14 protein-coding genes and 1 riboswitch are annotated in these 14988 nt (G+C 74.7%); of the genes, 2 read left to right on the top strand and 12 right to left on the bottom strand.

What is annotated here, in order from left to right; translation table 11 throughout:
- Positions 1–58: 58 nt before the first annotated feature.
- The 4 genes from C9F11_RS12405 to C9F11_RS12420 all read right to left on the bottom strand — a co-directional run bounded on the left by C9F11_RS12405 (position 59) and on the right by C9F11_RS12420 (position 4390).
- Complete coding sequence (locus C9F11_RS12405; protein ID WP_249401698.1) at positions 59–1384, bottom strand: HAMP domain-containing sensor histidine kinase; 1326 nt, start codon at positions 1382–1384, stop codon at positions 59–61.
- Between the two features lies 1 nt (position 1385).
- Positions 1386–2096 carry a two-component system response regulator CseB gene (gene cseB / locus C9F11_RS12410; protein ID WP_138959342.1) on the bottom strand — a complete coding sequence of 237 codons (711 nt, stop codon included), beginning with the start codon at positions 2094–2096 and terminating at the stop codon, positions 1386–1388.
- A 96-nt stretch (positions 2097–2192) separates the two neighbouring features.
- The gene (locus C9F11_RS12415; RefSeq protein WP_249401699.1) at positions 2193–3071 is read right to left on the bottom strand and encodes an endonuclease/exonuclease/phosphatase family protein; all 879 of its coding nucleotides are present in this window, start codon (positions 3069–3071) and stop codon (positions 2193–2195) included.
- A 350-nt stretch (positions 3072–3421) separates the two neighbouring features.
- Complete coding sequence (locus tag C9F11_RS12420; RefSeq protein WP_249401700.1) at positions 3422–4390, bottom strand: serine hydrolase; 969 nt, start codon at positions 4388–4390, stop codon at positions 3422–3424.
- Positions 4391–4690: 300 nt separating this feature from the next.
- Here C9F11_RS12420 and C9F11_RS12425 point away from each other — a divergent pair, with 300 nt between their 5' ends.
- Positions 4691–5902: a cation:proton antiporter gene (locus C9F11_RS12425; RefSeq protein ID WP_138959345.1), complete on the top strand. Its 1212-nt coding sequence runs from the start codon at positions 4691–4693 to the stop codon at positions 5900–5902.
- Positions 5903–5947: 45 nt separating this feature from the next.
- Here C9F11_RS12425 and C9F11_RS12430 read toward each other — a convergent pair whose 3' ends face one another.
- The 7 genes from C9F11_RS12430 to C9F11_RS12460 all read right to left on the bottom strand — a co-directional run bounded on the left by C9F11_RS12430 (position 5948) and on the right by C9F11_RS12460 (position 12565).
- Complete coding sequence (locus C9F11_RS12430) at positions 5948–7150, bottom strand: MFS transporter (protein WP_138959346.1); 1203 nt, start codon at positions 7148–7150, stop codon at positions 5948–5950.
- Positions 7151–7330: 180 nt separating this feature from the next.
- A complete protein-coding gene (locus C9F11_RS12435; RefSeq protein ID WP_138959347.1) occupies positions 7331–7759 on the bottom strand; it encodes an Rrf2 family transcriptional regulator in 429 nt (142 codons plus the stop codon).
- Between the two features lie 152 nt (positions 7760–7911).
- Positions 7912–8808, bottom strand: coding sequence for an ABC transporter ATP-binding protein (locus C9F11_RS12440; protein ID WP_138959348.1), 897 nt, complete (start codon positions 8806–8808; stop codon positions 7912–7914).
- On the bottom strand, positions 8805–9800 hold the full coding sequence (locus tag C9F11_RS12445) for an iron chelate uptake ABC transporter family permease subunit (protein WP_249402168.1): 996 nt from the start codon (positions 9798–9800) through the stop codon (positions 8805–8807). Before C9F11_RS12445 ends, C9F11_RS12440 begins: the two co-directional genes overlap by 4 nt.
- Before the next feature lie 65 nt (positions 9801–9865).
- The gene (locus tag C9F11_RS12450) at positions 9866–10882 is read right to left on the bottom strand and encodes an ABC transporter substrate-binding protein (RefSeq protein WP_138966385.1); all 1017 of its coding nucleotides are present in this window, start codon (positions 10880–10882) and stop codon (positions 9866–9868) included.
- 148 nt (positions 10883–11030) lie between these two features.
- Positions 11031–11217: riboswitch (cobalamin riboswitch) on the bottom strand.
- 23 nt (positions 11218–11240) lie between these two features.
- Positions 11241–11687, bottom strand: coding sequence for a VOC family protein (locus tag C9F11_RS12455; RefSeq protein ID WP_138959350.1), 447 nt, complete (start codon positions 11685–11687; stop codon positions 11241–11243).
- A gap of 5 nt (positions 11688–11692) precedes the next feature.
- Positions 11693–12565, bottom strand: coding sequence for a helix-turn-helix domain-containing protein (locus tag C9F11_RS12460; RefSeq protein ID WP_138959351.1), 873 nt, complete (start codon positions 12563–12565; stop codon positions 11693–11695).
- Between the two features lie 236 nt (positions 12566–12801).
- Here C9F11_RS12460 and C9F11_RS12465 point away from each other — a divergent pair, with 236 nt between their 5' ends.
- The gene (locus C9F11_RS12465) at positions 12802–13935 is read left to right on the top strand and encodes an HAD family hydrolase (RefSeq protein ID WP_138959352.1); all 1134 of its coding nucleotides are present in this window, start codon (positions 12802–12804) and stop codon (positions 13933–13935) included.
- Here C9F11_RS12465 and C9F11_RS12470 read toward each other — a convergent pair.
- Positions 13932–14909, bottom strand: coding sequence for an asparaginase (locus C9F11_RS12470; RefSeq protein WP_138959353.1), 978 nt, complete (start codon positions 14907–14909; stop codon positions 13932–13934). The two genes, C9F11_RS12465 and C9F11_RS12470, sit on opposite strands and share 4 nt — an antisense overlap.
- Positions 14910–14988: the final 79 nt, after the last annotated feature.

Raw genomic sequence — 14988 nt, forward strand, 5'->3', positions numbered from 1 at the left:
TACTTCGACATCTAAAGAGGCCTGGCCTGATGTCGGGCTCGGTGTGGAGGGCCGTCGCCTAGGGGTGGCGGCCTTCGTTGTGGGTGGGGCGGGGTGGCGTCGAGGGAGGCTGGGGGAGCGTCAGGGTGGCGGTGGCGCCCTGGGGGGTGGCGTTCGTCAGGGTGAGGTGGGCGTTGAGGACGCGGGCGTGGCCGAAGGCGATGGTGAGGCCCAGGCCGTGGCCGTGTCCGCGTTCGGCGGCGGCGGTGTGGAAGCGCCGCGGGCCGTGGCGGAGCAGGTCCTCGGGGAAGCCGGGGCCGTGGTCGCGGACGACGACGGTCGTGCCGTCGACGGTGACCTCCACCGGGGCCCCGCCGTGGCGGTGGGCGTTGAGGACCAGGTTGGTGACGACGCGGTCGAGCCGGCGCGGATCGGTCTCGGCCACGGGGTGTCCGACGACGGTGACGGTGACGTGTTCCGCCAGGCCCGCCCTGCGCACGGACTCCGTCACCAGTTCGCCGAGCGGCACCGGCTGGACGTCGGCCCGCTCCGCGCCCGCGTCCAGGCGCGAGATCTCCAGGAGGTCGTCCACCAGGCCGCGCAGCACCCGCACCCGGTCGCGGACCAGGTCGGTGGCCTCGCTCTCGGGCAGCAGCGAGGCCGAGGTGACCAGGCCGGTCAGCGGTGTGCGCAGCTCGTGGGCGACGTCCGCGGTGAAGCGCTGCTCGCTCCGCAGCCGCTCCTGGAGCGCGTCCGCCATGTGGTCCACGGCCGAGGAGATCTCGCTGATCTCGTCGTGGCCGCGGCCTTCGGTACGCGCGTCGAGGTCGCCGTGGCGGATGCGGCGGGCCGTCCCCGCGACGCGCCGCAGGCGTCGTACGACCAGTTCGGCGGCCAGGAGCGTAAGGGGGACGACGACGGCGAGCGTGGCGATGGCCGCGTAGCGGATGTGCCGGTCGAGGGCTTCCAGGCTGAGCTGCTCGCCGAGCATGCTGGTACTGACGGCGATCACGGTGCCGTCGACGCGTTCGGCCGCCCACATGCTGGGCCCTTGGAGCGGCTTGCGGGTGTCGTACCAGGTCACGATGGTGGAGGTCGAGGAGTCCAGCCGGTCACGCAGCGGGTCGGGCACCTCGTCGCCGAGGACGTAGTCCGAGCGCTCCCGGGGGTCGCGCGTGGGCCGCTCGCCCCGGAAGTCGGCCTTGGCCAGGTCCAGTTCGCGCATCGCCGCGGCGCGGCCGATGCCAAGGCCGCGCTCCTCGGTGCGCTGGTGCACCAGCAGCCCGATGCCGACGGCCATCGCGCAGGCCGCGGCGGCGACCCCGGCGGCGATCTTCCAGCGCAGCGAGCGGGGGTCGGCGAAACGCAGCAGCGCGCGGCCCTCGCGACCCGTGTCACGTCCCACGTCAGCGCCGGAACCGGTAGCCGAAGCCGCGCGCGGTCTCGATGTGATCGGCGCCGATCTTCTTGCGCAGCCGCTGCACCGCCAGGTCGACGACCCGGCTGTCGCCCTCCCAGCCGTAGTCCCACACGGTGCGCAGCAGCCGCTGCCGTTCCAGGACGACCCCGGGCGCGGCCACGAATTCGAGGAGCAGACGCAGTTCGGTGGGGGTGAGCGCCACCAGGCGTCCGTCGACGCGCACTTCGAGGCCCCGGGTGTCGACGGTGAGGTCCCGGAAGGCGAGCACCCCGCCCTCGTCGGCCGCCTCGGGCGCGGCCTCGGCGAACGTGGCCCGGCGCAGCAGCATGCGGATGCGCGCCACCAGGACCGTGGTGTCGACGGGCTTCACGACGTAGTCGTCGGCGCCCGCTTCGAGTCCGGCCACCACGTCCAGCGCGTCGCCCCGGGCGGACATCATCAGGATCGGGGCCTGGCTCGTCTCCCGGATCCTGCGGCACAGCCCGATCCCGTCGAGGAACGGCAGCATCACGTCGAGCAGCAGCAGGTCGTGGCGCCCGTCCCGGAACGCCTCCAGGCCCGTCAGCCCGTCCGGCGCGGCGGACACCTCGTAGCCGTAGCGCTCCAGGACCATGCCGACGGACCTGCGGATCGTCTCGTCGTCCTCGACCAGCAGGATGCGGACACTGGCGGAGCCGCCGCCACGGTTCTGTCCCATCACGTCACCCTAGATCGTGGCCGCGGTGTTGATCGACCGCTCGCCTCGGCGGAGGTCCCGGCGTACGCGGGCGTGGTCCTCATGCGCGCTCCCCCGTCACAGCCGGAAGGACGCCGCGACCGGCAGGTGGTCGCTTCCCGTGCGCGGCAGGGTCCAGGCCGACACCGGCGTGACCCCCCGCGCGAGGATCTGGTCGAGCCGGACCACCGGGAAGGCGGCGGGCCAGCTGAACCCGAAGCCCTGCCCCGCCTCCTCCTGCGCCGACCTGAGCCGCGAGGTCAGCGGCCGCAGCGCGCGGTCGTCGGTGGTGCCGTTGAGGTCGCCCACCACGACGACCCGGGGCAGCCTCTCCTCGCGTACGAACCCGGCGAGCCGCGCGCCCGCCTCGTTGCGCTTCTCCGTGGCGAATCCGCTGCTCGGGTGCACACGGATGGACGCGAGATGGGCGACGTACACGGCGAGCGGCCCCTTGGGGGTGTCGACGGTGGCCCGCAGGGCGCGGGTCCACGGCATGATCGCGAGGGGCTCCGCGGCACGGAGCGGGCGCTTGCTCCACAGCCCGACGGACTCCCGTACCGCGTGGTACGGATAGGCGGAGGCCAGCGTCCGCTCGTACACCGGGGCGGTGCGCGAGGTCAGCTCCTGCAGGGCGATGACGTCGGCGCCCGAGGCGGCGAGGTCGCGGGCGGTGCGCCGCGGGTCGGGGTTGCCGTCGTGGACGTTGTGGCTGACCACGGACAGGTCCCCGCCCCCGGAGCTCTTGTCGAGCACCGTACCGGCGAACAGGGAGCACCAGACGAGGGCCGTGAGCGCGACGGCGGCGCAGGCCACGACGGACCGGCGCAGCAGGGCCGCCGCCAGCAGGACGGGCACGCTCACGCCGAGCCAGGGCAGGAAGGTCTCCAGCAGGCTGCCCGCGTTCCCGAGGGCGTTGGGCACGAGCGAGTGCCCGAGCATGAGCAGCGCGACGAGCACGGCGAGCGTGGTGACGAGCCAACCGGACCGTGCGGTGACATGCCGACCGGACCGTGCGGTGGCGAGCCAACCAGGCCGTGCGGTGACGAGCCGACCGAAACGTGTGGTGACGAGCCGACCGAACCGTGTGGTGACGAGCCGACCGACCTCTGCGGAACGTTCGCTTCCGGCCTGGGAGTCGGCGCGTCCGGGCCGCTCAGCCACACCTGTCGCGGACGGCTCGGCTCCACCTGTCGCGGGCAGCTGGCCCCCGCCTGTCGCGGGCGGCTCGGCCCCGCCTGTCGCAGATGGCTCGGCCCCGCCCGCGGCAGGCGCCTGCGCCCGGTCATCGGCGTGTTCCGGCAGCACGGTCATGTCCGCACCCGCTCACCGTCGCGCAGCGCGGCGGGAAGGCCCGTCCGCACCGCCTCGATCAGCGCGCCGCTCTTCTCCAGGGCGGCGTCCAGGCCCTCCGCGGGGTTGGTGTGGGCGCGCTGGCCCAGGACGACCCCGAGGACGAGGTGCCGCCGCGCGCCGGAGGTCACTTCCGCGGCCCACATGAGGTTGCCGCCCGCGGGCGTGCTCGACCCGGTCTTGAGCCCGATCACCCCGGGCTCGTCGAGGAGGCGGTTGGTGTTGGTGACGGTGCCGGGCACCCCCGGCACCTTCGTGCTGCGCAGCGCCACCACCGCCCGCAGCACGGGCTCCCTCATCGCCTGCCGGGCGAGCTTGAGCTGGTCGTCGGCGGTGCTCGTGGTGCTGGCCTCGAAGCCGCTGGCACCGGTGTACGTCGTACGGCTCATGCCGAGCCGGGCGGCGGCGCGGTTCATCTTCGCGACGAACGCCTTCTCGCTCCCGGCGTCCCAGCGGGCCAGCAGCCGGGCGACGTTGTTGCCGGAGGGCAGCAGCAACAGTTCGAGGAGCTGGCGCTGGGTGTGCCGCCGTCCTTCGCGGAGCGGGGCCGTCGACTCGCTGAGCGAGTGGGACTCCTCGGCGGCGGCCGTGTCGACCGTGATCCGCGGCCCCTGCTCGCCGCGCGCGAGCGGATGCTCCTTCAGGATCACGTACGCGGTCATGACCTTGGTGACGCTCGCGATCGGCACGGGCTCGTGGCCGCCCGCGCGGCCGAGGCCGCCGAGGCCCTCCACCGCGACGCTCGTCTGCCCCTCCCGGGGCCACGGCAGGTCGAGCCGCTCGGCGACCGCGGCGGTCCCGTACGACGCCTTGGCCCCGCCGTCCTCGCTCCCGGAGAGCCCGAACCACCCGCCGACCCCGACGACGGCCAGCAGCCCGGCGGCCCCGCACACAGCCCCGACGTCCCGCACCCGACGACCCCTCACCGCAAGCACCTCTCCGCAGCCCGGCACGTGCGGTGGTCCCCGCACGCCTCCCAGCCTTGGCGGAGCGCGCATCCAACCGGTCAGGGTCGTGCATCCGGCGGCCCGCGAACATGTGTCATCCACGTATCGGCCGCCCACCGCCGGAGCGCCGCCGGAACGGGTGCTCCTGCCGAGCGGTTGGCCCGGAACGCGTCCCCGGGCGAAGAGCATCGCCCCGCGTCGGCCCGCGCCGGCCCGCGCACCCGATGGCGGCCGCGCCGCCAGTGATCGTTTTGCCCGCATTTGTGCTAGTCAATACGCATGTCGCATCCCGGGACACTGATCCTGATCATGGCCATGGCGGTGCTCGCCCCGCTCCTCGCGTACGCGGTCGGGCGTCGGCTCACCGTCCCCGTGGCCCTCTTCGAGATCGCGCTCGGCATCCTGATCGGCCCGGACGTGCTCGGCCTCGCCCACCCCGACGCCGTCATCGACACACTGTCCGATCTGGGACTCTCGATGCTGATCTTCCTGGCCGGGTACGAGATCGAGTTCGCCGCCGTCCGCGGGGACACGCTGCGCCGCTCCGTCGGGGCCTGGACCGTGTCGCTCGCCGTGGCGCTCGGCATGGCCTTCGCCCTGACCGGTGCGCAGGCCACCAAGAGCTTCGTCATCGGCACCGCGCTGACCAGCACCGCGCTCGGCGCCGTCCTGCCGATGCTGCGCGACGCGGACCTGCTGCGCGGCCGGTTCGGCACCGTGGTGATGGCGTTCGGGGCGGTCGGCGAGTTCGGGCCGGTCATCGCGGTCTCGCTGCTGCTGAGCGGCCGCAGACCCGGCGTCGCGACCGCGCTGCTCGTCGCCTTCGCCGCGATCACGGCCGTCGCCGTCTTCTGGGCGCTGCGCCCGCGCCCTTGGTGGTTCACCCGCGTCGTCGCCAAGACCCTGCACTCCAGCGGCCAGTTCGCCGTGCGGTACGTGATGCTGCTGCTGGCCTCGATGCTCGGTCTGTCCGCCGCGTTCGGCCTCGACACGCTCCTCGGCGCGTTCGCCGCCGGGCTGCTCACCCGGCTCGTCCTGCGGGGCGCGGACCCCGAGGCGGGCGCGGAGGTCCTCGGCAGGATCGAGGCGATGGGGTTCGGCTTCCTGGTCCCGGTCTTCTTCGTCGTCACCGGCATCGGCTTCGACCTCTCCGCCCTGCTGCACGGGGGCCGTCCGCTCGCCCTCCTGCCGGTCTTCTTCCTGCTGTTCCTCCTGGTGCGCGGGGGACCGACGTGGCTGCTCGCCCCGCGCGACCTGTCCCGGCGCGAACGCGCCGCGCTCACCCTGTACTCCTCGACCTGTCTGCCGCTCGTCGCGGCCATCACCGCGATCGGCACCGACGACGGCGTCCTGGGCGCGGGCGAGGCCGCCGCCCTGGTCGGCGCGGCCATGCTCTCCGTCCTGGCCTTCCCGCTGCTCGCCCTGAAGGCCCTCGCCGGCCGGCGGGCCGGGCCCTCCTCCCCCACGGCCGGGGCGGCCGAGACGTGGTGACCCCGTCGGCCCACCGCGCCCCGGCCGCCGGTCGCCGCCGGGCCGTCAGCTCCGCGCGCCCTGCGCGGCCCGCGCCCCGGGGGCGGCGGCCGCGTGGCGCCCTGCACGGGCGATGACGGCGTGGGCCGCCTCCGCCGCGACGAGGCCGAGGGCGATGAAGGCCGCGCCGACGGGCCCGAGCCAGTGGGGACCCGCCCAGGCCATGCCCGCCTGGCCGACCAGGGGGGCCGCCGAGACGCCTACGTAGACCATGGCCGAGGCCAGCCCCGTCAGCAGGGGAGCCGCGGTCGGCAGGGCGGTGATCAGGCGGTGGGTCTGCGGGGCCAGGAGGCCCCAGCCGCACACGCCCCAGACGAGCAACGCCACGACGGTGGACGCGAGATGGGCGCTCGTCCACGGCAGGAGGGCGAAGTCGACCGCCGCCACGGCTGTCGCGGTGTTGATGACGCGGCGGCCGCCGAAGCGGTCGACCAGGCCGCCCGAGCCGAGCGTGCCCGCGGTGGCGGCCAGGCCCCAGACGAAGAGCAGCACCGCCAGGGTGGTGCCGCTGCCGTCCGTCGCGCGGTCGAGGCTCTCGCTGATGAAGGAGTAGACCGTGTAGAGGCCGGTGTAGACGAGGAGCGTGGTGAGGAGGGTGAGGCCGATGCGGCGGTCGGCGAGCGGGGCGAGGCGCGTGCGCAGCGGGACCGCCGGGGGCGTGGGGATCGTGGGGAGCAGCAGCGCGACGGCCGCGGCGGCGAGGACCCCGAGGGCCGATACGAAGACCATGGTGAGGCGCCAGTTGCCGGTGACGCTGCCGATCGCCGTGCCGAGGGGCGAGCCGAGGGCCGTCGCCGCGCTGAGGCCCGTCATCACGGTGGCGATGGCCCGGCCGCGCCGCTCGGGCGGGGCGAGGGCCGCGGCCGCCGCGACGGCCGCCGGGGTGACCATCGCCCCGCCGAACCCGGCGAGCGCCCGGCCGGCCAGGGCCACGCCGAAGTCGGGGACGAAGGCGGTCAGGAGGTTGCCCGCGGTGAAGACGGCGAACCCGGCGAGGAACAGCGGCCGCCGGGCCCTGCGCGCGGTGCACGCGGCCATCACGGGCCCCAGTACGGCGTAGGTGAAGGCGTAGGCGGTCAGGAGCCAGCCCGCGGTGCCCACGGACACGCCGAGCGAGTCGGCCGCGTCCGGCAGGATCCCGGCGATGACGAAGCTGTCGGTGCCGATGGCGAACATTCCGGCGGCGAGGACGAGGAGTGATCGGTACACGGGGGCGGGACCTCCGGTGGGTGTGGGGGCACCACGGGTGCGGTGCCTGCGGTGGATGCGAGGGGCGCGCCGGGGCGCCGGGCGCCGGGGGCGTCCGTGCGAGCGCTCGATGTAACTGAACCTGTTACGACACAGGGTGCAAGAAAGGCCGGTCCGCTCGGACCGGCCCGTTCGGCAGGGTCAGGCGACCGTCTCCTTGAGCACGTCGGCGACGGTGACCGCGGCCAGTTCGGCCTTCATCGCCTCCTCCGCACGGTCGTACGCGCCGCGCAGGACCGGCGGAATGCCGCGCCCCACGGGGCACTTCCGGTTGGGGGCGGAGGCGTGGAGGGCGAGGAGCGGGTCGGGCTCGACCGCGAGGTAGACGTCCCGGAGCGTGATCGCACCGGGCTCGCGGGCGAGGCGCCAGCCCGCGCCCTGGCCGCGCTGCGACACGACGAGGCCCGCGTCGCGCAGCCCGCCGAGCGTGCGGCGGATGACGACCGGGTTGGTGTTGACGCTGGCGGCGATCTCGTCGGACGTCACGATGCCGTCGGGCCGCTTGGGGCAGACCAGGGCCATCCACGTCAGCGCGTGCGTGGCCACGGTCATGCGGCTGTTGGCGCTCACGGGCCCTCCGGTCGCTCGGTTCGCTCGGCTCCGCTGTCGAAACTGATTCTGTTACGACAGGGGCGCGGCTGTCCAGCCCTGCCCCTGTCCGCGCAGGTGCGCGAGCGCGTCGAGGGGGACGTCGAGGGGGACCTCGGCGTCGGGAGGCGCAGTCATCCGAGGAGCGCGGGCGGCGGGTCCGACGGCCGCAGGAAGGTGACGGTGGGGTGGTCCTGGGGCGCGGCGGGCGGGGTGACCCGGGCGCGGACGCCGTAGACCTCCGCGATGAGGGGCTCGGTGATGACCTCCACCGGCGTGCCGTGCGCGTGCGCCCTCCCCTCCTTCAGGACCAGGATCTCGTCGCAGAACATCGCCGCCAGGTTGAGGTCGTGCAGGGCGATCACCGTGGTGACGGGGAGGGCGGCCACCAGGGCGAGGAGGTCCAGCTGGTGGTGGATGTCCAGGTGGTTGGTGGGCTCGTCGAGGAGGAGCTCGCGGGGGGACTGGGCCAGGGCCCGGGCGATGTGGGAGCGCTGGCGTTCGCCGCCGGAGAGGGTGTGCCAGGGCTGGTCCGCGCGGCCGGACAGGCCCGTGCGGGCCAGGGCCTCCGCCACGGCCCGCTCGTCCTCTGTGGTCGACGGCGCCCAGGCGCGGCGGTGCGGCACCCGGCCCAGGCGTACGACGTCCCGCACCGTCAGGTCGACCTGGGTGTCCGCCTGTTGCTCCACCAGGGCGAGACGGCGGGCGACCGCGCGGCGGCCCAGGTCGCGCAGCGGCTCGCCGTCGAGGGTGACCGCCCCGGCGGTGGGGGCCAGGACGCCCGCGAGGAGGCGCAGGAGCGTGGACTTCCCGGAGCCGTTGGGGCCCAGGAGGCCGACCACCGTGCCCGGCCGCGGGGCCAGGGTGACGCCGTCGACGATGAGGCGCCCGCCCGCGGCCCGGGAGACCCGGTCCGCGCTGAGGCCCGCGCCGCCCTCCGCGGGACCTGCCGAAAGCTCCCCCGGAAGGCCCGCCGAAGGCTCCGTCGAAGAACCTGCCGAAGGCTCCGCCCGCGACTCCGCCGCGCTCATCCGACCCTCCTCGTGCGGTAGAGGACCGCCACGAACGCGGGGACGCCGATCAGCGACGTGACCACCCCGACCGGCACCTCCTGCGGGTCCAGGAGCGTACGGGCCAGGGTGTCCACCCAGATGAGGAACACCGCGCCCGTCAGGGCCGTCACCGGCAGCAGGCGGGCGTGGCGCGGACCGACGAGCACACGGGCCGCGTGCGGCAGGGTCAGGCCGACGAAGCCGATGGCCCCGGCCGCGCTGACCAGGGCCGCCGTGAGCAGGGCCGTGGTGCACAGCAGGAGCAGCCGGACCCGGGTGACGTGCACGCCCAGGGCGGCCGCCGCGTCCTGGCCGAAGGCGAACGCGTCGAGGGTGTGGGCCTGGGACAGACAGATCACCAGGGCCACGGCGAGGACCGCCGCGCACACCGCCACGTCCGTCCAGTCCGCGCCGCTCAACGAGCCGAGCAGCCAGAACAGGACGCCGCGCGTCGTCTCCGCGTCCGCGGCCGTCAGGATGACGAAGGAGGTGAGGGAGGAGAAGAGCTGCATGGCCGCGACGCCGGACAGGACCACGCGGTCCGTGGTGGCGCCCAGGGCCTGGCTGAGGAGCAGCACGAAGCCGAACGCGCACAGGGCCCCGGCGAAGGCCCCGCCGGAGACCGACACCGCTCCCCCGCCGACCCCGAGGACCACCACCGCCACCGCGCCCGTGGACGCCCCGGAGGACACCCCGAGGACGAAGGGGTCGGCGAGCGGATTGCGCAGGAGCGACTGGAGGACCGCGCCGCACACGGCGAGGCCCGCCCCGCAGACGCCCGCGAGCAGGGTGCGCGGCATGCGCAGGTTCCACACGATGCCGTCGCGCAGCGGGGTGAGCCGGGCCTCGCCCCAGCCGAGGTGGGCGGCCACCGCCGCCCAGACGTCCGGTACGGAGATGTCGGCCGGGCCGATGGTGACGGCGACGGCCACCGAGAGCGGGAGCGCCACCAGGCCCGCCGCCCACAGCAGGGCCGTGCGCCAGGCGCCGGACCGGAGGCGCGGGCCGCCGCGGGCCCGCTCGCGTGCGGCCGTGCTCACCGCGCCAGGCCGAACGCGCGCAGCCCCGCCGCGACTTGCTCGATGCCGTCGACCGTGCGGATCGTCGGGTTGAGGGCCTGGCCGCTGAGCAGCACGTACCGCTTCTTCTTCACGGCCGTGAGGTTCTTGGTGACGGGGTTGGACTCCAGGAACCTGATCTTCTGGCGGGCGCTCTCGGCCGACTGGGCCTTGCGGGTGAGGTCGCCGATGACGAGGACGTCCGGGTCGCGGTCGGCCACGGTCTCCCAGTTGATCTGGGGCCACTCGGCGCGCGTGTCGGCGAAGACGTTGCGGACGCCGAGGGCGCGGGTGATGACGCCGGGCGCGCCGCAGCAGCCCGCGATGTAGGGCGCCTTGGAGTCGGAGAACCAGTACAGGACGGACGCGTCGGACGCCTTGAGCGTCCGCTTCGCCCTGGTCACGCGGGACTTGAGGTCCGCGACGAGGCGCTCGCCGCGCGCCTGGACGTGGAAGACCCGGGCCAGGTCGCGGATCTCGCCGTAGACGGTGTCCATGGTGAGCGTCTTGGTGCGGGTGCCGTCGCCGTCGCCGCCGTTGTCCTTGCCCGCGCAGTCGGTGGGCGAGACGTAGACGGGGACGCCGAGCTCGGTGAACTTGGCGCGGTCGGCGACGCCGCCCTTGCCGACGGTGTAGAGGAACGACGCGCTGACGAAGTCCGGCTCCTTGGAGAGGACCTTCTCCAGGGACGGGTAGCGGTCGGCGAGGCGCTCGACCTTCGCGTTCTGCTTCTTCAGGCGGGGCAGGACCGGGTCGGTCCAGGTGCCGGTGCCGGCCATGCGGTCGGCGAGGCCGAGGGAGAGCAGGATCTCCGTGGAGCCCTGGTCGAGGGAGACCGCCCGCTTCGGCGGGGCCGTGACCTCGGCCTTCTGGCCGCAGGAGGTGACCGTCACCGGGTAGCCCGCGGCCTTGGCACCGGCGTCCTGCCGCTGCGCGGAGCCGCCGCCGCAGGCGGTGAGCAGGAGCAGGCCGCCCGCCGCGAGCAGCGCGGTCAGACGCGGCCCGGGGGCGGTGCGGGCACCGGGGGCGGCGCTGCGGGGACGGGCGGCCGCGCGGCGTGCGCGAGGGGCAAGAGGGGGCACAGGACTTCCCGGGTCTCATGGCTCATGCGCGGAGCCTGGTCTGCGAAACCCCGCCGCCCGGCGCGCGGTCGGCGGTGCCAGCAGGTCTTCGGACTCGGGTTCGTCCGGGCGGGGCCGCCTTCCCGGATGTCCGTGACATCCAGTGGCCGCTGGTCCCGCCCGTCCCCCTCACCGCTGCGCGTCAGTTCCGGATTCCCACCGGATTCCCTGGCCCGGGTACGGGCGCGACTGGCGTGCGCAAGCTATCACCCCGCCGCGGGCCGGGAGGACGTCACCCCTGCTCGGGGCGTGGTTCGCCGCGGTAGGTGCCGAAGGACCACTTGTTGCCCTCCGGGTCCGCGACAGCGAACTCGCGGCTGCCGTACGGCTGGTCCTCTATCTCGCGGATGACCTTCACGCCCGCCTCCTTGAGGCGGCGGTGGAGGGCGTCGACGTGATCCGTGACGACGTACGCGCCGAACGTCCCCGGCTTGAGGCACCACTCGGCCGACCGCGGGTCGTAGGAGCCGAGCATGACGCCGCCGCCCTCGGGCCAGTCGAGCTGGGCGTGGGCGACGCGGCCGCCGTCCTCGTACACGGCGGTGCGCAGGAAGCCGACGGTGGTGACGAGGAAGTCGATGAGGGCGGGGGCGTCGTGGGCCTGGAAGGTGGGCCAGACGTCGGGGGCGCGGAGGTTCGGGGTGGTCCGAGTGCTCTGTACCGCTTCGTTGGTGTTCATGTCCCTCAGTCTTCGCCGTCGCGGTGCCCCCCGGCTTGGATATTCCGGCACTCCTCGGCCAGCCAGGCGCTCGGGCTCGCGCCCGTGTACTGGCGGAAGTCGCGCACCAGGTGGGAGTGGTCGTAGTAGCCGCAGTCGGCGGCGACGCGGGCGAGGTCGGCGGGCGCGCCCGCGACGACCGCGCGCACGACCCGCGCCTTCGCGTGCTGGAAGCGCATCAGGCGGGCGGCCTGCTTGGGCGGCACGCCGGTCTCGGCGCGGAACAGGGCCGTCAGGCGGCGTTCGCTGAGCGCGACGTGCGCGGCCAGGCCCCGCAGGGTGCCCGCGCCCCGGTGCCGGGCGAGCCAGGCCCAGGCCTCGGCGACCTCGGGGCGCACCGGGGCGAGGCGCCCGGCGTCGGCGGCGCGGCGCGCCAAGTAGGCGTTGAGGCAGGCGAACCGCTCGTCCCAGCCGTCGGCCTCGCACAGCCGCTCGCGGACGTCGGCGGCGATCCGGCCGAGGACGTCCGTGCCGTCGGTGACGAGCCGTCCCGTCAGCTCGGCGGCCGGGAGGCCGAGGAGCGAGCGGGCCGCGAGCGGGTGCACGGCGAGCTGGATGCCCGCCTGGTGCTCGGGCTGCACGACGTACGCCGGGCTCTGGTGCAGCCCGCCCACGACGATGTCGGTGCGCACGGCGTCGGGCCCGGTGGCCTGCTCGGCGGTGGAGCCGGTGACGACGGGCCCGTCGAGCGAGAAGATCAGCGTCAGATACGGCGACGGCAGGCCGCGGTGCAGGCCCGGCGCCTCGCCGCTCGTGCGGTAGCCCACGGCGGACACGACCTTGCCGCCCTGCTCCGGCGGGAGCGGGGGGCGGACGAACTCGCGGCGGGCGGTGTCCATGCGTCCATTGTGACCACGCGCGGGGCGCCGGGCACGGCTTCGCGGGCGCCGGGCACGGCCTCGCGGGCGCCGGGCACGGCCTCGCGGGCGCCGCCGCGCCTACCCGCTCCGCCGCGTCCCACGCCCGCCACGCACCGTGACATCGATCATGGGAATCGGCTGCGCGCGCTCGTAGCATGGCCCGCCGCTCCGCACCGGGCGGCGCGTCACCTCCGAGGATCCGAGGAACGGACACCATGGCTGTACGAGCACGAAGCAGGACCAAGCGGGCGGCCCTCGGACTCGCGGGGGCGCTCGCCGCGGCGGTGTTCGCGGGCGGTGTGCTGTGGCCGGGCGCGGACGCGGCCACGGCGAGCCCGTCGGCCGCGCCCGTCCGGCTCGCGCACTGGCCGAAGCCGGTGGCCGCCGAGCTCGGCGAGGTCATCGCCGAGAACGCGCACAACGGCGCGTACGCCGTCTTCGACGCGGACAACACGACGTACCGCAACGACCTGGAGGAGGCGCTGCTTCCGTTCCTGGAGATGAAGGGCGTCCTGACCCGGAAGTCGATGGCCCCGTCCCTGAAGGTCATCCCGTTCAAGGACACGGCCACGCACCAGGAGAGCCTCTACAGCTACTACACCCGCCTCTGCGAGGTCGACGACCAGGTCTGCTACCCGTGGGCCGCGCAGATCTTCGCCGGCTTCACGCTGAAGCGGCTCAAGGGGTACGTCGACGAACTGCTCGCGTACGACAGGCCGATCCCGGCGACGTACTACGAGAACGGGAAGGTGACGCGGACCGAGGTCCACCGCCCCGAGTTCTCCCCCGGCATGCGCGAGCTGTACACGTCCCTGCGCGCGCACGGGATCGAGGTGTACGTGGTGAGCGCCGCGAGCGAGGACCTGGTGCGGATGGTGCTCGCCGACCCGAAGTACGGGTACGGGGTGAAGCCGCGCAACGTCATCGGCGTCGGCCTCCAGCTCAAGGACCCGCGGACCGGCCGCGTCACCAGCTCCCGCAAGGAGATCGCCGAGGGCCGCTTCGGGCCGGAGGACCGGGCGCGGCTCGCCCGCTACGAGCTGACGCCGAACCTGTGGGCGCCGCTGACCTGGTACCAGGGCAAGCCCGCGGCGATCTCCACGTACATCGACGAGTGGAAGAAGCCCGTCCTCGTGGCCGGGGACACGCCGTCGAGCGACGGGCCGATGCTCTTCCACTCGGCGGACGTGCGGCACGGGGGCGTACGCGTGTGGGTCAACCGCAAGGACGGCTACATGGAGCAGCTGGACGAGATGAAGCGGAAGAACGCGGCGCGGCAAAGGGAGTTGGGGCAGCCCGTGACCGCGGACAAGCGGTGGCTGACGGTGACGCCGGAGCAGCTCGGCTAGGCACCGCTCCCGTCCAGGCGGCGGAACGCCGTCTCGACGGCCGGGCGGTCCGCGCCGTCCGCGAGGAGGGCGTGGAGCAGCAGGCGGGCCTTGGGCGCGTCGAGGGCGCCCGCGGAGATCAGGCCGCGGGACAGCAGGTCGGCCTCGGAGCCGGGGCCGCGGTAGGTCTCGCTGAGGAGCGGGCCCGCGCCGGTGCGCGAGGCGAGGACGACGGGCATCCGGGCGGCGCGGGCCGCGAGCGGTTCGACCAGCCACTGGGGTGCGTGTCCGGCGCCGAAGGCCGCCACGACCAGGCCGTCGAAGCGGTCGTCCACCGCCTCCAGGAGCTCGCCGCCGTCGCCCAGGGAGAGGGTCAGCAGGGCCACGCGGGCGGCGTTCCCCAGCCGCAGCGGGCGCTCCACGGTGGGCTCCTGGGGGCGCAGCAGGATCCGCGGCACGCCCTCCACCACGCGGCCGAGCGGGCCCGCGCCGGGCGAGACGAACGTGGTGAGGGAGGTGGTGTGCGCCTTGCGCGCGTGCCGGGCCGCGTGGATCTCGTCGGCGAGGACCACGAGGACGCCGAGGCCCCGGCAGCGGGGGTCGGCGGCGACGGCGAGCGCGGCGGCGAGGTTCGCCGGGCCGTCCGCGCCCGGCAGGTCGGGGCGGCGCATCGCGCCGGTGACCACGATCGGGGCGCGCGGCGCGCACACCACGTCGAGCAGGAAGGCCGTCTCCTCCAGGGTGTCGGTGCCCTGGACGACCACGACGCCGTGGCCCGCGGCGGTGGCCTCGTCCACGCGCTCCGCGAGGGCGGCCAGGTCCGCCAGGGTCAGGGAGGAGCCCGGGAGCCTGCGGAAGTCGTGCAGCTCCGTCTTGACGTCGTCGGGGACGGGGACGGCGGCGAGGGTCTGGGAGCCGGTGAGGCGGGCGGAGCCGCCGCCGGAGTGGGCGGAGATGGTGCCGCCGAGGGTGAAGACGCTGACGGTTGTGGTCATGCCGGAGGCTCTCCCCGGGCCCGCACCGGCCCGAAACCAGGAGGCGTGGTCGCGCTCGTCACACGGCGGTCCGGGCGGC

Source organism: Streptomyces sp. YIM 121038 (genome assembly GCF_006088715.1).
Lineage (GTDB): Bacteria > Actinomycetota > Actinomycetes > Streptomycetales > Streptomycetaceae > Streptomyces.